Genomic DNA, 20,597 nt, shown 5'->3' with positions numbered 1-20,597 from the left:
ATATAAACAGTCTCTTTCAATCTTTGTTTATTTAACTTTCAACAATCTTGATTGTTCTTTAGTTGTAAAAGACAAAGGAGTGTAGACAAGAAAGTGGATGGTATAGCAACTGCTGCGACAATCAAATATCTTCGAAAAGATACGTATAATTCAGCTAGTGGTTTATGCGGTTGTTAAAAATTGTTAAAATAGCAAAAACAACACACTATCACTTGCAATATATCGTTATAAGTGTAGTTAAAACAAATGAGTAAAAATTTTTCATAATTTCATAATTTAGGTTAATAATTGGTTTGGTAAATCCTGAAGTTCCCCGCTTCAGGATTTCTTTTCTCTTACCTTGTTTAGGTAAGATCTACTCGCTTTACTGTAAATCATATCAATTTATAGTTATTGAGCTCTATGTTACGCTACTCTTATCAGTTTTTTATCAAATTAATATTCTAGAAATTTCTCAATTACCTTTTTCCAAACGGCATAACCAGCAGCAGTAAGATGCAGACCATCATCCTGATAATATCGGGGAATTAATTGTCCGTCTGCTGTTAACATTGGGTTGTATACATCGGCATATCCCGTATTGGGTCGTGCCTCCAAATAGGTTCGAATTCGCGCATTGACCTCTTCAACCTGTATCCTATCTTTCAATCGGCGTGGAGAAGGTTTTACTGCTATAAAAACAATTCTTGCGTCGGGTTTGGACAACCGTACCTCTTCCACAAGTTGTTTAAATTGATCGACTATAGCATCTGTTTTCCAGCCCAGACCAATATCATTATCTCCCTCATAAATAAATATTTGTTTCGGTTCATAGGGATCAATAAGACGATCTTTAAATTCATAAAGATCTATCGTCTTTGTGCCGGAAACACCTCTATTAAGAACGATCTGATCTGGAAAATCATCTGATAGTGTTTTCCAATTTTCAATTGTTGAGCTACCAACAAACAGGTTAACATCTTTTGGGGGAGGAGTCAAGGAATCCAGTCGAGCATATCTCTCCAGTTTTTGTTCCCATTTTTGCCGCTGCGTCAATTTGACTTGGGCATGTGTAGATGATGGCGCTAATATCCCTATCCAATAGAGGATCTGTGTTAGATAGATAAGTTGTTTCATATTGTTTTTATTTAAGTTATAGGACGGTGTGAATTACATGGATCATCTATTTAAAAACAACCTCTTTGGTAGCGGTAGCTTTATTGTCCACAATACTGGATACCTGGATCCGTATAGGCTGATCCATAGGAAGTTTGTAAAAGCTAATTTCAAACGGGTAGCTCTCCACTTCCTTTTGCTCTTCATTGCAAACGACCCGGAGCGTAGCATTTTTCAATGGTCCACTCTCCGCGTATACATAGATCGAATCCCATCCAAATGGAGAACGGATTCTAAACACATACACTTTGCCAAGCTCACCACCAAGATCCAACATTTGCATACCTTTTTTCAGCTCAGCTTTTATAGGTAGTTTTTCCGGGGATGCCAACGGGATAGAAATCGCTCGGAGTCCTTTAGCAGGAACAGATAGCTTATACAGTCCATCTTGTACATCTATACCTTCATTAGTGCCATCTTCTTGATACACTCTAGCTGAGGTGGTCAGCCCTAAATTATGATCTGCTCCTATTTTCACCGAGACCTCTGTATTTGCAAAAGCTTCACTGCTCAAGACAATCCATAGATTTTTGTCGGATACCGCTGTAACATAATTCACTTCTGCAGTATTTAGTTCCACCAAGCCCCTTTTCATCCATATTCGCGCATTATTGTCATCAAAAACCTTTCCCGTGCCATGATAAATCCTATTGGCAAACCACACAAATCCTTCTTGCTTACTATATGGAAAAGAAATCTGTCCTTCAGAGCGCTGTATGGCTTCAGTTACCAAATAATCCCAAACAAAAGCCCAATGTGGTGGAATATGGTGGTAATAGATGGAGCTCACATCTGGACCTTCATAAGGAAAATCCTTATGTAATGTGATATCCGTATAGCCTGTGGCATAGTATCCGGGATAATTTGTAAATCGCCCAATTACCGCATTTCTTGCATAGGTCTGGTAGATGTCTTTTTGCGTATATTGATGCAATCGCAACAAATGAGGTGCCCAACTACTCATGAATACGGGTCTAACGCGTTTATCCTTTGCGGTCAAAAAATACGTAGAAGGTTGTTCAAAACCTAATCCTACGGGAGATACTAACCCTGATTCCACCTGCTTCTCAATGACATCTCCCTCCTTTCGCGGATAACCCAAACGGTATTTTTCTTTATCTTTCCACCAAAGATTGGTATTTCCTTCATATTGATCATCGGAATGAATAGTTTGCATGCTATCGACCACCTGCGGGTAACTTCGTACTCCAGCTAGGGTATGTGCGGCACCATATTGGGCTGCTTCCATAAATTTGTTATCTTTTGTCTCTTCATAAAGATCTATCAAATCCCACCAAGGTGCATAAAACGTAGTATTATAAAAGGGCATCTTCGACAACGGAGTAGTCGTATTGGTATAAATCTGATGACTAATATATCGAGTGGCTGTCGTCTTTGCTTCTTCTAACCATTTTTTTTGTCCTGTAAGTCGGTATGCTGACAGTGCCTGTACCCATGACAATGTGGGCACCGAATATCCGCTCGTTTTACGAAGTGTATCGCCTGGCATTGCGATGTCTTTGAGCCAAGGATTGAGGTTCCCTAGCATTGCATTTAACCCTTCATAATAGGAAGTATTAAATTGAGACTTAAAAGGTCCTAATTTCAATGATTCAACTGTTCTGTTGTACCCCTCAGGCACAATATCCCTGGTCCATCTATATCCGCTTCTAGAGAGCGTATATTCTATGGTTGGCAGCGCCCGCTTTAAATAAAAATCTTCATCCTGCCCGATCACAGCACCTGCTACGAGCGCTAAAGGCGTAGCATGTACAACTGTCGGTGCCGTTTCAGGGTCACCCTCTATATCATAATAGCCCTTTAAAACATCGCTCCATCCGCCGGCATCTTTATCCAACAATAAATCTCTCATATTGAATAATGCATCTGTCAGCGATGCATTTGTCTGCTTTCTGTAATCGCTCACTTTAAATATATGATCTGAGATATAAGCTATCGTCTCCTCCCAGCCTGCAGGTAATAGACCGATGATAAACTTGCTTTCCATTAAATCACCTTTACCAACTTTCGAATCGGGCATTCCTAGCACCGGAGCAAAGGCAACAGGCTGTACTTCCAGATAAGGATTTCGTAGCGAAAACCCTATTGGTGCATAGTCAGATGCTCCCCAATCATCACCAAATGCCGACAAGTCTGCACAGATAAAGGAAGATAATTTACCGGTTTCTGTCTTCATTTCCACGATGGTCAATGGCTGTTGCATCATATTGGACAAAAGCATTTGAGGTTTCTCAGGTAAACGTTTGTATTGAAACATGGGTGGAGAGAGCACATTGCTAACTTTACTATCCGGAATCCCTTGAAAAGCAGCCAAACTCAAGCTGTACATACCGTCCTCAGCCAGTTGACTTAAAAATGATGTTTCTATATAACTTCCTTTTTCCGGAAGCCTCCAATAGCCCGTGATACTTGAGCGATTCTTCGTGAGATATTGGACTTCAATAGTCCGGATATCAATAGCTTTTACACCTATTGGAATCGCCTCACTAATATCTCCAGCGCCATAGGGGTTCATCCGATCCTGTCCGTCTTGAACGGTCAGTGTTTTACCTTCATGTTCGAAGGATTGCTTCAATATACTTTTATCCCAAGCCGGAAAAAATTCCGGATAGGAAATAGCATTTCCGCCTGCTCTGATCAGCAATACTTTATGGTCTTCTGATTTATCCTGATACTGCTTCCACTGCCCTTTTATTTTAATTTCGGTCCTACAAAGGATAGCTTTATCTTCAAATCCTCCTCTCACAAAGGATAGTCGTATGTTGCTATTCTCTATACTAGCAAGTACAGAAGCCTCCGCCTTTAGAGGAAGAGATTTCGAAAGGTTATCATAGGATGAAATCAAGGTATTGGTTGCGACAGGGTTTTTCCGCCACTTTCCAACCGTTTTCCGATCTACATTATTCGGATTTATAGTCGCATCTTTCAAAAGGAGTACCGCATCACAACGTGCAAAATTTCTATTCGAATCATGCAAACGAAGGAGTACCCTCTTTTTGTCCAACTCAACAATTCCTACCTTTTCCCATAAAAACCCCTCTTCTCCATGCTTTCCCGCAATTTCCATCTGATTTTCATCGACGCTTAATTGGAAAAGTCTTGTTCCAGGCTTTTGATTATAGTCTGCCGATCTTACCCAAACCGTATAGGGGCCCTCTTCCCTTACATCTACAAAAGTCAATGCATCAGTTGATGGGTCACTACTCCCTCCTCCCACAACACGTAACATAGCTCCTGCAAAACAATCCCTATGCCTATCTACAAACCATTTGCCCTTAAACTGAAAACTTTCTGCTTCTATTAGGTACCTATCCTGTTGTGCAAACAGTGAAGCAGAGAGACTTAGCCATAATCCAACTAAAGACAAGCGCCTCTTCCAAAAATTACTTGTTAACAGAAAACATTTGATACTATTTTTTAACATCTTTACTTATATAAGTGATTTGCATTTTACTGCACGATTATGTTGCTTGTAAATACGTTGGCTACGATATCGGATTGCAACATATCGCGACCGCCAACTTTCACGTTTTGAAATGTTACATTCTGAATCATATGGTTAGCATCATATCCTTCGAATACGGCTGAAGTGGCACTGCTTATGCAGTCGATAAATTGAATGTCGGATATAGTTCCAGGACGATAGACCGGATTTGAATTGGATGTCTGTTTGATATATGCCAGTACAAATCGATCATTGGTTGTTGTCTCATCACGTATTCCTTCGAAGATAAGATCCTTAACTTCAGCCCAATCGGAATGCGGGATAGCTACAGCATAACCTCCCCAAGTCATCTTGGCCAGATCAATATCCTTAAAATGGAGCTGTTCTACCGTGCTGGTCTCCAAGGATGATCCGATGCGTATACCTACTCCTACCTGACCTTTCCATACAATACTGTTCTTTGCCGTACAATTATACAAAGGATCTTCACCATCCGCGGCCGCATTAGTGGCATGCCACCCAAATCCATCATCTCCTGAACCCACAAAACAATGTTCAAAATGTACATCGTGACACCCTGACCCTAAGTCCAAACCATCATTATTCTGCCCAAAGCTTAGCAGATTGAGGTGTTGTACCTCCACATTAGAGGAATTAACCATATCAACTTGCCAACCGAGAGCCGCGTGGCGAACTCCAAACCCTCTGAGCTCTACATTATGGCTTCGATATATCTTCACAAAGTTACCCGGAACGGGTAAAGTACGATCGTCAATCAATCCCCTACCGATAAGTTTGACATTCGACACATCTTCAATAAGAATCTTTCCAACCAATATAGCTCCTTCTTCGAGGTAATATGTGGTATTGGACTCTAGCTCGAATTGTCCGTTAGGGGCGTAGTGCATCCCTTTTCCAAAAACTACTGCTCCAGCTTTGTAAGATATTAAATCTGGAGCACCAAATAAAAATAAAGGAGCTCTACCTGGAATAGCCAAGGCAAAATTGTAATAAGCTGGCATAGTAAAGGTTAACTCATTTCCGGTCTTAACTACAGGAATATTGAAACGTTTAGGTGAGAGTGTGTAATTGGTAAATGCTTCACTGACGATGATTTTGACCTGTGCCCCTGCCTCGTAAGAGAATAAGGCTGTATGTACATCTGTTATTCCCCCATTTTGAGGCAGATCATAACAGGTCTCTTTCCAAACATCCATGGTATCCCCATTAATGATCACCTGATATGCTAAGCTTTCACGCATAGGGGTATCCAAGGTGCTCACTGTAGACACATTCATTTGCAATGCTTCAGGTTCATCCAAGACTTCTTGCAGAATACTGAATTTAAACACCTCATTTTGGCAAGAATAAGATATTGATATAACGACCAAAAATAGGAGCGTGAAACTCCATTCCCTTGTTTTTCTTAATGCTTTTTTCATCTGTATACATTTTTATTTTCAATGGTAATTACATTACTCAATTTTTTAAAGTTGATAAGAACTCGATGATTACCGCAAATCAATTTTCACTACGTTTAAACCTACAGCTGGTATCACCAGTTCTGGTAATGCTGACGTGTCGACATTTCTTTGTACGTGTCCATCCGCATCGAGCACGCTTATTTTCTTTAGACTTGGGTGCTCACCCCATAATGTGTCTGGAATCAACTCAAGCTGCATGTTGACATTTTGCTCCCGCATACTATTGTTTAGCAGGATGACGTATAGCTGTTTTTGTTGCGTATCTATAGCCGTAATATATTCAATATTAGGATTGTCAATGGAGATCATTTCCTTACGCAACAAGAGCTCCACATCATGTCCGAATATATGCCCTAAAGCAAATCCATAACTTTGGTGCGGTCCCACCTTAGGTGTAATAAATCCGCGTGGAAAAACAATTTGACCTTCAGTGCGCAGTGTCGCCTCAGATACCAGATAATCTATTATCCACCCAATCTGCCACCAAGCATGATGTGGAAAAGGTCCAGCTCCCTTATTCATAGCGTCCCAATAATAGGATGCCACGCCTGTTGCATTATCGACAAAGGCATCCCTACCCCAAACGGCTGCTCTAGCCATGTCCAGAAATATCGAATCTCGAGTCTCTCCGTACAAACGGACAAACAATCCGGCGTGGCTAGCCAACAATATGGGACCATGGTGATTAGCAGATCCGATGATACCTCCATGTTCAAAATTCAGTCCCACCTGACTAATTTCCCAGTCTTTACGGGAAATACCATTGACCGATTTGTCTAATATAGAAGGAATAGGATGCGTATAGATAGACGTGATATAATATCGGGCCAATCGATGTGCAGCAATTCGGTAGCGATCTTCATCGGTCAATGTATAGATATCCAATAATGCCTGTACAGCCTGTATAGTTGCAAAATCGGGTGCAAAACGGGTATCCCCGCATACGCCAAGGAACCATCCCTTGTTGACAGCATTCTTGATATACCAATCTGCTCCTTTTATAGCGGCATCTTTATATTTTTGATCCTTCAGAAGCTTGTAGGCCACAAACATACCATAGAATGTCGGACGCAAATCCTCGAGATCCTCAAATAAGGGTTTGTTGGATTGATTATCATAAGCCACTACCCATTGACCATCCTCCTGCATGTGAGACAATAGCCAATCGGCAGCATGACGTAATTCTTGCTTCAATTCCATGCGATGAGGTTCAAATAAGAACATGTTACCTATATCCATCATCATATAATAGGTAGTACCTATAGGCTCGGTATAGGGGCCCCATTCCTCGGCGAAACGTTTACTTTTATGGAGATAATATTGCCCTGCCGCGGCACCAAAAAAGAAACCTTCGGTCCGCTCTTGTTGCATACGTTTGAAATTTGCTGCTTGTGGCAAGCGTTCCTGCAAAAGCTTGCTGTCTCCTGTCAACCTACCCAACATCCACATCGCGCCATAATCGGAATTCTTCATCGCGTCTTTATCCGAACCATATACCCCACCCAGATAATCCTGCGCTCCTATGTGCGTGCCTTCGTACACCTGAGTGTTCCATTTTGATGTACTGTCATTCAATAGATAATCGTACATTACATATACGCGATCACTTAATGAGCGTTCGGTCTGCTTAAGCTTTAAAAAATCCTTAAAGCGATAGATGTCATTGATCGTATGGTTCAGAACGGTATACCAATCTGCCTTTTGGATCGTATAGCGGAAGGAAAAAGACAGCTTATCTCCTGCTTTCATATACGAATTTTCTTCCCCTAATACGGGATGGTACAGCGTAGGGGTCAACTCTCCCTGCCTATTCATCATAGACAAACCCAATTGCCAATCGGCATGCTTTTTCTTATCGTTTGGCCAAGGATCTCTTGCGGATCCGGGTTCCGCAATAGTCGCTATGGTCACGCCAGATGCCAATGTCAGTAAGGATGCCAAAGTCGAGGTGGTTCGTTCACGAACCACGACAGGCCTGTTCGGTATACCGTGTCCGTAAGCATAGGAACGCACAAAATCGGGATTGATCTGATTACCCTGAAACATACCGGGTATTACGGCCCATTGAAAATCTTTAGGATCTGCTACAGCCAATGATGGGCTTGCCATGGCATAATAACCTGCCAACTTAGCCTCTATGGTCATGGTTACACAAATATCATTGGGATGGTCCTTATCCAAAGACCAAGTTTCGGACATATTAAAATATTGATCCTCTTGCCGAAACTCGACCACCGACGGTTGTCGATCACCTATATCAGGCTGATATGTATATACTTGACCCGCTATATTCATACTGACAGGAGAGGTAGCCTGTTTCCAAATTGGAGCGACATAGCGATATTGCGTATCCGGAAATGTTATGTTGGCACCTTTTTGATCTTGGATTACTATAGGCTCATTAGAAGGTTTTTCCGCAGCAAACAAAATCGTACGCTGATGTTCGGCAAGTGGTACAGAGATTTTTTGAGGTGAGCCATCTTCTACCGTCAACGAGACTAACCGATAGCCACCGCTAGATTGCTCTGACCACGTTAAGTGAAGTTTATCGTTTTTGAGCATTACCTCTGAAGCTTTCTGCCCAAATGCTGACATCACGTGCATCAGTCCACATAGCATGAACACCATCTTTGGAATTTCTTGATACCATGCTTTTATATAAGATCTTTTAAAATATATCATGGTTTGATCTCTACGGTTATTTCTGCCTTACCAACTTTCGCACCGCTATACCATACAGAGGATGTCTCAAAAACAGGCTTGTATATACCTGGTTGCTTGTACACATATTTATATTCGTGCATGGTGGTACTGATATTCTTAAGTGCTATACCTTTATCCGCCACGGATTCCCTAACTTTAAAACCCTTGGTAATCACCCAGTCATCATTATCGGTATCTGCGGCTACACCACCATACATAAGCAATTGCGACGATGTGATTGTCCACACCTTGCTGTCATTGAGGAAGCTTGTTTGCTCCCACCCTGCTGTAGCCATGGTGGCGACATTAGTAACCGCTCCTTCAGGAGAAACTTTGTTGGCATTAAAGGTGCGTACGACCCATCTGTTCTGTTGCGGTTTCTGAACGTCAGTATATCTAAAAGCGACATACAGTGACGCAGTATCCACTAAACTCACATAAGGCTGTAAGCTAACCGTTCCTGAAGGGACATGATCCAGTCCTTGCGAGAATACAGCTTTGTCGGATATATCGATCCACGTAGCCTCAGTGATATTCTCGGTGTCGTAGATACCATTGAAATCATTGGATACCATCAATTTGAGATTGTCGTAGATTACGCCCCATTGTACGAGTGTGCTAAAATTTATCTGCAAATCATTGTCGGCATATTGCCTATCTTTTAAATCGTAGTTGCGTCCCGATTCTCCCGAATAGAACACAATGTTATCCGGATTTCCCGAAAAATAAAAGGTTACGGTATCACCCGCACTGTAGCTAGATGCGTCGGTAGTCACGTTTAAATCTGGAGCGGCTATCTCTTCCTTCATGCAGGAAGCCAGCAAAGCTAATATCGTCAAACAAAAGATGTTCTTTTTCATTTTCATAAGATTAAAGAAGATTTACCAACCTACATTTTGTGTCATCAATTTATTAATGGTAATCTCGGTATTGGGTATAGGAAATAAAACATTCCTATCAGTCGTATTGAGTCCAGCATTTGCCCCATATCGATGTGCTGCTGGAGCTTTCGTCTTCATATCACTACCTAAGGTATTCATAGTTGGCACATAGATACCCCAACGTATCAGATCATGTCGACGTATACCTTCAAAACATAGTTCACGCATGCGTTCGTCTTGAATATACAGTTGGAATTCGACCTTATCTAGATCATTTGGCATATCACTTTTGGCATCGGGGGTATTAAGGGGTTTACCAAATGCCCTTCTGCGAACCTGATTTACCGCGTCGATGGCCGCTATAGTAGGGTGTTGGCTTACTGCATTCTCGGCTTCAGCTTTCATTAAAAGCACATCGCTGTAACGCATGATCGGAAAATTGGTTGAGTTGTAACTTCTAGATTTCGTACCGAGTTCGTATTCTCTACGCCATTTCCCAGGATTACGATCGTATATCTGTTGAGTAGTATAGAATTGACGTCGGGTCACACCTTCGGAGATCACAAAACGATAGGGGCTAATACTCCAATCCCTCCTTAATGTATCTTCGGTACCAAATAAATTATACAATTTGGCTGTAATACGCATAGCACCACCTGAGTAGCCGATATTTTCATCGGGACATTCTATTCCATTTTCTATTCCTAGCATACCAGCCTGATCGATATTTCCAATTTTGTTTCCAAAAAGACCAACCTCCCATAAACATTCTTTCGGATCATTAATATCTTGAGAATGATTAATAAAAATCTGCTTAAAATCAGGATTTAACACATGCTCTCCAGACGAGATCACCTTGTCTGCGTAAGTTAATGCATCCTCGTATCGCGCCACCTCCATTAAAGGTTCACCGGCCATCTTTAAAAATACCCTTGCCAAAATTGCCTGCACTGCAGTTTTCGAAACACGCTCATTGTATTTTAGCTCCGACGCATCCAATACAAGCTCTTCGGCTTGGCTCATGTCATTTACGATCTGTGTATAAATATCCTTGATTGATGTTCGCGGCAGGTAATTATCGTTTGGAGATTTCGTCGAAGTGAGCTTAAGCGGTACATCACCAAAGAAATCGACCAATAAGAAATAATAATATCCCCTCAAAAAGAGTGCTTCCCCCTTGATGGCATCTCTCTTAACGACATCCATATCCACATCATCTACATTTTCCAAGAGCAGGTTAGCCCTATTAATACCTTCATACAAAACTTCCCAAAATCTACCGATATTAAGATCAGCAGCATCCATACTCATTACACGGATATTGTTGATGGATATATTTTTAAAGTAAGATTCATCATTGAGTACGAAATAGCTAAAAAGCCCTCGGCTATACATGCGTCCGTGCGTATCAATCAATCTATTGTACACGCCGTAAAGACTATTCATCAACTCCCCTTCATTTCTGAAATAATTTTCCGGTGTTACAAAATCTGGTTCTTTGTCCAACAACTTTGAACAAGAACTGATTAAAATGGTAGTAGCAATTATTAATATATATATAGGTTTCATGGGTATAGAAATTAGGGTTAAAATTTAATATCAAGTCCAAAAGTAACCGTACGTGGTCGAGGGTAGGCGGACCAATCAAATGATGGAGTCAGAGCACCAGGGCGTGTATTAACTTCGGGATCGGGCCCTGAATAATTTGTCCAAGTAACTAGGTTTTGTGCCGCTAGATATACACGTATAGATTTCATCTGTATTTTCTGTAGCTTTTCTGACGTAAAATTGTATCCTAAGGAAACCGTTTTTAGTCTTAAATATGAACCGTCTTCAATGGTTCTAGAGGAGTACACTGCTGGCCCCTGTCCCCCTATGCGATATAAATCATTGGAAGGATTTTCTGGTGTCCACCGATCCGCAAAAGATGCAAACATATTTAAGAACCCCCGTGCTACGGGATCTCCACCCTCAAATTCAATCCTGTTGGCGTTGAGTATATCACCGCCATAACTCCATTGAAAGAAAACATTCAAATCAACATTCTTATAGGTGACATTATTATTGAAACCACCTATATGTTTTGGGTTTGGGTTGCCGATAATCGTGAGGTCATGATCCGTAATCTCTCCATCGCCATTGATATCCCTAAATCGTATATCACCGGGCTTGATACTCGTTCTTGGATTTCCATTATTAGGTATGCCGGGCTTCAGTACATAATTATCGGCAGAACTACCATTAAAATCAGCGTACTGGTAAACACCATCAAATAAATAACCATAAAACATTGCAATAGGTTGACCAGGAATAGCGATGTAAGGATAGGCGTTGTTGAAATTACCCCAGGTAACACGCGTAGCGAGGCTAGGCTCATCTTCGTTGAGTGCAAGCACCTTGTTCTTATTGAATGCGATATTGAAACTGGAATTCCAAGAGAAATTTCGCGCGCGAATATTTTGGGTTTCAAGTGTAAATTCCCAACCTCTATTGGCCACACGGCCTATATTTTTAAAGCCGTTTAAAAACCCCATACTTGGAGCAAGTGTGGCATTTAAAAGTAGATCCTTTGTTTCCTTGTTATAGTAATCCGTGGTCAACATGATCCGATTTTTAAAAAAGGATAGATCAAGTCCTACATTGGTCTGCACGGTAGTCTCCCACTTTAGATCAAAATTCCCCAACGAGGTAGGAACAATACCTTGTCCTGGACTATTTCCCGTGTTATAACCCGAGGAAGGATTCATCTGCAGTGCGCTAAGTGCTGCAAAATCCGAGACTCGATTATTTCCGGTCGCACCTATGCCGGTACGCAGTTTCGCATCGTGCAGCCATGTCCATGATTTCATAAATTTTTCTTCCTTTATTCTCCACGCCAATGCAGCAGATGGGAAATATCCCCATCTATTGGATTTCGAAAACTTAGATGATCCATCCGTCCGATAAGATACTGTTAAAAGATATTTTGACAGGTAATTATAGTCAAGACGTCCGAGATAGGATACTAATCCATTAGCTCTATCCGTAACAGGTGCTGTCGTAATTTGTCCTTCGTCTATCCCTTTTATGCCCAGTGCTTCATTGGGCACCATAATAGCCGAAAAACCGTTGGCGTAGGTACGTATGTCCTGCATCGTAAAGCCGACCATTGCTTTCAAGCGATGTCCTTTTTTAAATTTCTTATTGTATGTTAATATATTTTCGTTAAGTAAATTAGTTATCTCATTATTCCATATCGAACCATTTACCTTATTATTCGTAAAACGGTGTCCCCCTCTAGAGCTAGAATTAAAAAACACCTCTCTTCGTTGGTTAATCCGGGTGTACCCTCCGGTGACTCTAAGCGTCAAATCATTCATAATCTTATAATCAAGATACGCGTTTGACATTAAATTGGCACTAAAAAGTGGATTGTACTCATTGTTCGCTGCTAAATATGGATTGATACGTAAGTCAGTACCGGCACTTGGATCCATATCAGGATCATAGAGATCATCCAACAGAGAAGCATCTGTTAGTGCATTACCCGTGACAGGCCTAAACCCCCATATGCTATACATCAAGCTTGCCGTAGGGCTTGCACCTTGCTCGGAAACAATAGTACCATAGCGCTTATAAGCAGTATAGTTTAAATTAACTCCTATTTTTAGTTTGTTGTTGACTGTTTGATCCAAAACCAATCGACCTTGATATTTATCGAACCCACTATTAATCAAAATACCGTCTTGATTTATTGCGGAACCCGAAATAGCAAATCGTGTACGTTCATTTCCTCCACGTATGGCTCCATTATGATTGTGTGTAATAGCCTGCTTAAATACCTGATCTTGCCAATTAATTCCTTCCATTGTGCGATAATCTTCCAACGTTTGATCATCTCTTAAATAAATCCTGCTGTATAAAGTAGGATTTTGTTCCAATTGGTACTTTACGAATTCATAAGGACTTAACATCTCCTGTTTTTTGATAATGCTATTGAGTCCTACCCATCCGTTGTATGAAATGACTGGTACACCGGGTTTACCCTTTTTTGTGGTAATGATTACAACGCCATTTGCGCCCCGCGCCCCATAGATCGCTGTTGCCGAGGCATCTTTGAGCACTTCCAGCGATTCTATTTCTTCGGGATTAATGGTATTCCCGACAGAAGATTCTACCGGAAAGCCATCTATGACATATAGAGGTGAATTGTCCTGGGTGACCGAGTTATTACCGCGTACGACGATATTGAGCTCGGATCCAGGCTGCCCATCGTTGGAACTAACCTGCACTCCCGCTACCCGACCAGCTAAGGCTTCTTCAAAATTGGCCACCGGTGCCTTTTGCATATCGGACACACTCGCCTTCCCTACTGCACCAGTGAGATCCTTTTTGGTCGTAGTACCATAACCAATGACGACAACATCATCCATCATTTCAGTACTATGTAATAAAGTGATATACATGAGTCTATCTGAAGTCGCCTGCTGAGATTTCGACACAAAACCCAACATTGAAAATAGGATAAGATCCCCGTTGACAACAGGTGATAATGAAAACTCACCTAGTGAGTCAGTAGCCGTTTTGGCGGATTTACCTTTGATAGTGACAGTTACGCCTTGTAGCGGTACCCCTTCTGCATCCGTAACTCTACCATTCTGGATAGAGCTGCCTTGCGCAAGAATGAGCGCAGGTAATAAAACCAAAACTAAAAAGATAATCCCTCTGGAATAAAATATGTTCATCTTACTGCTTATAATTAGTTACGCTTACTAAACTAGACTGGTCTAGACTGGTTTGTTTTCGTAAAAGTATAAACTTTTTTTGTAATCACAAAAAAAAATAAAATATCTTTTGTGATCTACTCTGGCGAGCAATACGGAACAAACCAACAAGGGTTAATCTGATTTTGATTGTCAAATCTATTAAAAACGCATATTTATGTACGTGATTATCTTATTACTTGGCTTTGTTAGCATACACTTCGCAATGCTTTTCTACTTAGTATACACTTTAATAAAATCTATTGAGGAAAGTGCGGATTGAAAACCTCATCTTTACAGGTACAAATGAATAAAATTTACAATTTCTTGGGATTTTTTATTGGGTCGGTATGTCGGTACAGGTCTTGTGTGACCACCCAAAATCTGGCAAGAGCATTTCCACAGGCTTCCTATGGCGAGATTAGACAATATCAACGTTCTTTCTACCGTAATATGGGGCGAGTTCTAGTGGAGAGTGTCTTTCCTTTCCTTCCTAAGCCCATTGTTGAATCAGCTGCTGTCGAACATCTTCAGCATATCCACCACAGTAGAAGAAATATTATCCTGATGATCGGCCATTATGGGAATTGGGAAGCGTTGAACAAACTTCCTCTACAGATTGATATCCCAATTCAGGCGTTATACAAACCCATAAAAAATAAACTATTGAACGGAATCGTAATGAAGTTACGAGAAAACTATGGTGCACGAATGATACCGGCACAACATGGAATACGTACGCTGATTAAAGAGAAAAATAACCCCAGTATTACGCTATTTGTAGCCGATCAGTTTCCAGGTCATCAAAATGGCTTACCCATGGAGTTTCTGAATCAAAACACTGTTGTATTTACAGGAGCAGAGAAAGTAGCTAAAAAGCTTGATGCATATGTTGCCTATGTGGAAATGGAAGCGACAACCCGACATAGATGGAAGGTAACGTTTAAGACGATATGTGATTTTGCTTCTAAAACAGAAGAAGGATTTATCACAAAAGTTTATATCCAAAACTTAGAAAAGAGTATACAACAGGATCCTTCCTGGTGGTTATGGACACACCGACGATGGAAATAACTGAAATAGATATCTTTACATAAAATTTACAGTTCAATACGGGTTATTGGTCTATAATTTGAGTCTATTACTACATGATGAGATTTTTGAAAGTTTTAATACTGTTAGCTGTTATTACTTTAATAGGCTGGCTGGTATTCAGAGAGCTAACCCCTACTACCACGGTAGAAAGTAAACATCAGCTATTGGTTGAGCGTATCGAAGCCATGGGCAAGCTGGAGTTGGTAAAATATCGTTTCAGCGATGTGCTGGAACATAAGAATATAAGCACCTTCCTACCCGATGCAAGTGTATTGCTTATTATAAAAGCTGACGCGGTAGGTTGTGTTGACCTGACAAAGCTCACTGCAGATGATATACGGGTTTTTGATGACTCGGTAGCGATCAACTTACCTAAGCCTGAAGTCTGCTATGTAAAAATAGATCACAAAGCGTCAAGGGTATACGACACAAAGATGGCATTTTTCCGAGAAGCTGAACTAGTAGGTGAAGCCTTTAAAGCCGCTGAGGTAGAGATAACTAAAGAAGTCGCCAAATCAGATATGCTTCAGCAGACACGGACAAATGCAATACACGTATTCCGACCACTCCTACAGGGTTTAGGTTATTCAAAAATAAGTTTATCATTTGATTAATAAAAGTTTATTAATTGATTTTATCATTATCGGAAATCAGATTATTCCGATAATGTGATGGCGATACGCCCATATGTTCTTTAAATAATCTCGAAAAATAATACTGATCGTCGAAGCCAAGTTCAAAAGATATCAGCGAGATCCTTTTATCAGAAAACTGCAGTAAGTAACATGCCTTTTGCACTTTTAAATGATTTAGATATTCAATCGGGGAATAGCCGGTCCTTCCTTTAAAGAGCCTACTGAAATGAGAAACGGAGAGATGGATATTTTCAGCAATCTCGACAAGTCCAATACGGTTACCTATATTTGCTTTCAAAAATTCAATGGATTTTTCAATGACATCATCACTATCCTCATGCTTTCCTTTAAATATTTCCGGATATAGATACCCACTAAAAAAGTGCGGTAGACTTAATGAAATGTATTCTAAAATCTCCTTACTATAACCCTTAGACAGTAAACGGCACAATTTTTCAAAGATTCCCCTTATCTCTCCATCAAAAGCCAAGACATTTTTTCGATCCAATACCCTATTGAAAATTTCTTGTACGATATGCTGAGACTGGGATCCTCTAAAATGCATCCAATAAATAGTCCAGGGATTATTCACATCAGCCTGATAGGCATGCGACATATTAGCCGGTATGAGTAAGTATTGATTGGTTTCTAAATGGAGCACCTCATCATCGACAACGACGATACCCCCGCCACCTACACAATGTATAAGTATATGCTCATCGCAACCCGAAAGTCGTTTACAGTAATGGTTTTTAGCTTTGGGGTAATAGCCTATATCTGTTATATAAAAGGTATTGGACAAACTATTAAATCCATTTTCCTTAAGAATTAAGGGAGGTACAACTATCCTAATTTCCCCATCAAAACCCGCTAACTTCGCTTTACTTTCCATTGGTCAATGTTTTTATTTTCGATAAGAATATAATCCATTTAAATGAATAATAACTCTATCATATGGTGTACAATATGTGGTTATATTTGTTTGCATCAGTTATAATCAATTCAAATTAAATACAAATTTTTGACGAATGAAACGTTTTGTTATAAAAAACAAACAAAATATGAGCGTAGAGATATTGGATTGGGGGTGTAGGATCATAGCCATACGCGTACCGGACAGGCTCGGGGAACTGATTAATACCGTGCTCAGCTATTCCGACATCAATGATTACAAACACGATCCAAATTACTTGGGCTGTACCGTTGGCCGATATGCCAACCGAATAGAAAATGGCAACTTCAAATTACAGGAAACAGATGTTCAACTCTCCATTAACGAAAGCGAAGCAAAAAATCACTTACATGGAGGCTTTATCGGGTTCGATAAAAAATATTGGACGTTGGTGAATCTGACAGAGTCTGTTGTAGAAATGAAAATCACGAGCCCTGATGGTGAAGAAGGATATCCAGGTGCATTAACTGTTAGTGTAAAATACGAATTATTCGAAACAAATACACTTAGTATTAAATACACCGCTACCTCCGATCAGACAACTATCGTAAATCTGACAAACCATAGTTACTTCAACTTATCAGGCAATAAACGTTTAATCGATAACCACGAAATCAAAGTAAATGCCTCCTATTACACACCAATGGGTTCAAAACACGTACCTATTGCACCTTTTAAAAAACGTGTGGAAAACAGCATTTTTGATTTGAGAAATTTTCAACCCGTGCGCAAGGTTAAACAGACAATCTGTAATGTTAATTATGTCATAGAACCTACTAAACAGATCAATGCCATGTCCACTATTTTGGATACCGACACCAATCGCCAGGTAACTATTTCTTCAGATTATCCCGGCCTACAAGTATACTTTGGCAACTACTTATCTGGGAAATTGAGGCCATTTCAAGGCTTATGCTGCGAACCTCACTACTCCCCTAACTCTCCTAATATCGAAGCGTATCCATCTGTCGTGCTTCATCCCGGAGAGGAATATAAACATACTATTCATTATCATTTCGAAAATTTTTAATAAATAAAATACTCATGTCTCCAAAACCGAGCTTGCAAGCTCATGAAATAACCGCGGAGCGCTCATGAATATCACTAAAACAACAATTATTAAATGAATAACTATATACATATGAAACAAGTAAATCTATTCTTTATCCTTATGTACTTGGCAAATTTAACTTTTGCGCAACAAACGCAATTAAGGTTAAAAACCAAAAAAGAAATCATCTTAGAAACGGAAACATTTTCTGTCGTGCTAAGTGTCGAGGAAAACAACGATGTCAATTTGCTTTATCTCGGCAAAAAACTAGCAAATCATGATGAATACAAGCTTCTAAGCAAACAGTATAAACAGGCACACGATTACACCAATATGTATCAATCTGTGTATACAGCCTCGGGTACGAGGAACTTGTTGGAGCCTGCCATTAGCGTACAGCACGTGGATGGTAACCTATCTCTAGATCTAAAATATGTCGATCATAAAATACAACAGCTATCACCCAATCAAACCCAGGTAACAGTATACTTGAAAGATGAAGTGTATCCTTTTTTTGTGGAGCTTAATTACCTTGCAAACTATACCGAAAATGTCATTGAGCAATGGGCAGTGCTGAAACATCAAGAGAAGAAAAATGTAACACTTACAAAATATGCTTCGGCCAATTTGAGTTTAAAAGGTAAAGATTTTTATTTAAAAAGCTATCATGGTGACTGGATCGCAGAAATGCACCCTGAAGAAGAACGTCTAACACACGGCATTAAAACCTTAGATAGCAAGCTGGGATCCCGCACTAATCTATTTAGATCCTCTTATTTCGCATTAGCTATTGACAATCCTATAGCAGAGAATGAAGGCCTCGTATTAATGGGCGGATTGGACTGGAGCGGTAATTTTAAAGTGGATTTTGAAAAAGATCCGCAGGATAATCTTCGTATGGTGGCCGGTATTAATAACTATGCCTCCCATTATTCACTTGCACCCAACAAAGAATTCGTAACACCTCGTTTCTCGTATACCTTATCGACCAACGGCACGGGAGAAGGAAGCCGCAATTTACACAACTGGGCAAGATCAAATAAACTCATCGATGGATACGGAGAGCGGTTTACACTATTGAATAATTGGGAAAGCACTTATTTCGACTTTGACGAAAACAAAATCTTCAATCTATTAGAAAACACAAAAGAGCTTGGGGTCGATCTATTTTTGCTGGATGACGGTTGGTTCGGTAATAAATACCCAAGAAATGCGGATACTTCGGCACTAGGAGACTGGGTCGAAAATAAAACCAAATTGCCTAATGGGATCATTTCCATTGTTAAGGAAGCAAAAAAAACCGGCGTAGAATTTGGTATTTGGGTCGAACCTGAAATGGTCAGTCCTAAAAGTGAACTCTACGAAAAAAAACCGAAGTGGGTTGTTAAACAACAAAACAGAGCAGAATTCTACTTCAGAAATCAGTTAGTTTTGGATCTATCAAACCCTGAAGTTCAGGATTACATGTATGGTATCCTTGATGATCTTTTTACAAAGAACCCTGGATTAGCGTATATAAAATGGGACTGCAACGCCGTCATCTATAACGCACACTCAAACTATCTGGAAGATCAAAACAACTTCTATGTGGATTATACTTTAGGACTATACAAGGTATTAGAACGCTTTAGGGCTAAATATCCCAAAATCCCAATGATGCTTTGTTCGGGCGGTGGTGGTCGTATTGACTACGGTGCAATGCAATATTTTACCGAATACTGGCCAAGCGATAATACCGATGCGTTGGACAGGATTTACATACAGTATGAAAATTCCATGTTTTTCCCTGCCATCGCAAGTGCAAACCACGTTACAACCTTTGGAAAACAGGATATTAAATTTAGAATCGATGTCGCTATGATGGGTAAAGTAGGATTCGATTTAAATCTCGAAGAATTAACAGCTGATGAACTCCACTTTGCACAGGAAGCGATCAAAAGCTACGACAAATACAAACATGTGGTATGGCATGGTGATCTATACCGTTTAGCAAATCCGAGAGAAACCAATCACGCGAGTCTTGCCTATGTGAGCAAAGACAAATCTGCGGCCGTAATGTTTAACTATTTAACTTCATACAGTCAGGTATCGAAAACCTCGTCGCCTATTAAATTTGGAGGGTTAGACGCAGCAAAAAAATATAGTGTTACCGAGATCAATCTATACAAATCGGGAAGCTACATCCCTAGCGATTTAGTGTTGACTGGTGATTTCCTCATGAAAATAGGTTTGAATCCGGTACTGAGTAACGGTAAAAGAAGTGCAGTGCTAATTCTAAAAGAAGTAAAATAGTCGTAACTGTGATTACTCATCATGAAATACGCGTGGTTACAAAACTCAGCATAATAAGTGTATTGAACCGTACTATTTAACGAGTAAACGTGATAGCAAACCCCCATTTGAGAACAACTCGAATGGGGGTTTTTATAATCG

Annotated in this window: 12 protein-coding genes; 4 read left to right on the top strand and 8 right to left on the bottom strand. The window is 40.2% G+C overall.

All coding sequences use genetic code 11. The annotated features are described in order from the left end of the window. Positions 1–435: 435 nt before the first annotated feature. From FAZ19_RS17030 to FAZ19_RS17000, 7 genes are all read right to left on the bottom strand, one after another. Entirely contained in the window at positions 436–1,116 is a 681-nt protein-coding gene (locus tag FAZ19_RS17030; protein ID WP_136821950.1) for a GDSL-type esterase/lipase family protein, read from the bottom strand. 46 nt (positions 1,117–1,162) lie between these two features. After that, positions 1,163–4,600: a hypothetical protein gene (locus FAZ19_RS17025; protein WP_211245524.1), complete on the bottom strand. Its 3,438-nt coding sequence runs from the start codon at positions 4,598–4,600 to the stop codon at positions 1,163–1,165. A gap of 26 nt (positions 4,601–4,626) precedes the next feature. Further along, on the bottom strand, positions 4,627–6,063 hold the full coding sequence (locus tag FAZ19_RS17020; RefSeq protein WP_136821949.1) for a glycoside hydrolase family protein: 1,437 nt from the start codon (positions 6,061–6,063) through the stop codon (positions 4,627–4,629). 69 nt (positions 6,064–6,132) lie between these two features. Further along, positions 6,133–8,787, bottom strand: a complete 2,655-nt coding sequence (locus FAZ19_RS17015) for a glycoside hydrolase family 88 protein (RefSeq protein ID WP_229707618.1) — start codon at positions 8,785–8,787, stop codon at positions 6,133–6,135. Further along, complete coding sequence (locus tag FAZ19_RS17010) at positions 8,784–9,668, bottom strand: DUF5017 domain-containing protein (RefSeq protein ID WP_169305689.1); 885 nt, start codon at positions 9,666–9,668, stop codon at positions 8,784–8,786. Before FAZ19_RS17010 ends, FAZ19_RS17015 begins: the two co-directional genes overlap by 4 nt. Before the next feature lie 21 nt (positions 9,669–9,689). Beyond that, on the bottom strand, positions 9,690–11,258 hold the full coding sequence (locus tag FAZ19_RS17005) for a RagB/SusD family nutrient uptake outer membrane protein (protein WP_136821947.1): 1,569 nt from the start codon (positions 11,256–11,258) through the stop codon (positions 9,690–9,692). Between the two features lie 17 nt (positions 11,259–11,275). Next, entirely contained in the window at positions 11,276–14,413 is a 3,138-nt protein-coding gene (locus FAZ19_RS17000; RefSeq protein ID WP_136821946.1) for a SusC/RagA family TonB-linked outer membrane protein, read from the bottom strand. Between the two features lie 324 nt (positions 14,414–14,737). Between FAZ19_RS17000 and FAZ19_RS16995 the strand changes: the two genes are divergently transcribed. Continuing rightward, positions 14,738–15,505 carry a lysophospholipid acyltransferase family protein gene (locus tag FAZ19_RS16995; protein WP_136821945.1) on the top strand — a complete coding sequence of 256 codons (768 nt, stop codon included), beginning with the start codon at positions 14,738–14,740 and terminating at the stop codon, positions 15,503–15,505. Positions 15,506–15,579: 74 nt separating this feature from the next. Then, the gene (locus tag FAZ19_RS16990; protein WP_136821944.1) at positions 15,580–16,140 is read left to right on the top strand and encodes a DUF4230 domain-containing protein; all 561 of its coding nucleotides are present in this window, start codon (positions 15,580–15,582) and stop codon (positions 16,138–16,140) included. Positions 16,141–16,150: 10 nt separating this feature from the next. On the opposite strand, the gene FAZ19_RS16985 is transcribed toward FAZ19_RS16990, so the two are convergent. After that, positions 16,151–17,053, bottom strand: a complete 903-nt coding sequence (locus FAZ19_RS16985) for a helix-turn-helix domain-containing protein (RefSeq protein WP_136821943.1) — start codon at positions 17,051–17,053, stop codon at positions 16,151–16,153. Between the two features lie 136 nt (positions 17,054–17,189). On the opposite strand from FAZ19_RS16985, the gene FAZ19_RS16980 reads away from it, so the two are divergent. Next, positions 17,190–18,143 carry an aldose epimerase family protein gene (locus tag FAZ19_RS16980; protein WP_136821942.1) on the top strand — a complete coding sequence of 318 codons (954 nt, stop codon included), beginning with the start codon at positions 17,190–17,192 and terminating at the stop codon, positions 18,141–18,143. A 111-nt stretch (positions 18,144–18,254) separates the two neighbouring features. Then, on the top strand, positions 18,255–20,456 hold the full coding sequence (locus FAZ19_RS16975) for an alpha-galactosidase (protein ID WP_136821941.1): 2,202 nt from the start codon (positions 18,255–18,257) through the stop codon (positions 20,454–20,456). Positions 20,457–20,597 lie beyond the last annotated feature (141 nt).

Source organism: Sphingobacterium alkalisoli (genome assembly GCF_005049105.1).
In the GTDB taxonomy this organism is placed as follows: domain Bacteria; phylum Bacteroidota; class Bacteroidia; order Sphingobacteriales; family Sphingobacteriaceae; genus Sphingobacterium; species Sphingobacterium alkalisoli.
Note: the sequence above shows the minus strand (reverse complement) of the source record. Positions and strands in the feature narration are given on the sequence as shown.

Excerpts from the sequence above, each read along its gene's own strand:
- FAZ19_RS17030 (WP_136821950.1), bottom strand. The coding sequence starts at position 1,116 with ATGAAACAACTTATCTATCTAACACAGATCCTCTATTGGATAGGGATA.
- FAZ19_RS17025 (WP_211245524.1), bottom strand. The coding sequence starts at position 4,600 with ATGTTAAAAAATAGTATCAAATGTTTTCTGTTAACAAGTAATTTTTGG.
- FAZ19_RS17020 (WP_136821949.1), bottom strand. The coding sequence starts at position 6,063 with ATGAAAAAAGCATTAAGAAAAACAAGGGAATGGAGTTTCACGCTCCTA.
- FAZ19_RS17015 (WP_229707618.1), bottom strand. The coding sequence starts at position 8,787 with ATGATATATTTTAAAAGATCTTATATAAAAGCATGGTATCAAGAAATT.
- FAZ19_RS17010 (WP_169305689.1), bottom strand. The coding sequence starts at position 9,668 with ATGAAAAAGAACATCTTTTGTTTGACGATATTAGCTTTGCTGGCTTCC.
- FAZ19_RS17005 (WP_136821947.1), bottom strand. The coding sequence starts at position 11,258 with ATGAAACCTATATATATATTAATAATTGCTACTACCATTTTAATCAGT.
- FAZ19_RS17000 (WP_136821946.1), bottom strand. The coding sequence starts at position 14,413 with ATGAACATATTTTATTCCAGAGGGATTATCTTTTTAGTTTTGGTTTTA.
- FAZ19_RS16995 (WP_136821945.1), top strand. The coding sequence starts at position 14,738 with ATGAATAAAATTTACAATTTCTTGGGATTTTTTATTGGGTCGGTATGT.
- FAZ19_RS16990 (WP_136821944.1), top strand. The coding sequence starts at position 15,580 with ATGATGAGATTTTTGAAAGTTTTAATACTGTTAGCTGTTATTACTTTA.
- FAZ19_RS16985 (WP_136821943.1), bottom strand. The coding sequence starts at position 17,053 with ATGGAAAGTAAAGCGAAGTTAGCGGGTTTTGATGGGGAAATTAGGATA.
- FAZ19_RS16980 (WP_136821942.1), top strand. The coding sequence starts at position 17,190 with ATGAAACGTTTTGTTATAAAAAACAAACAAAATATGAGCGTAGAGATA.
- FAZ19_RS16975 (WP_136821941.1), top strand. The coding sequence starts at position 18,255 with ATGAAACAAGTAAATCTATTCTTTATCCTTATGTACTTGGCAAATTTA.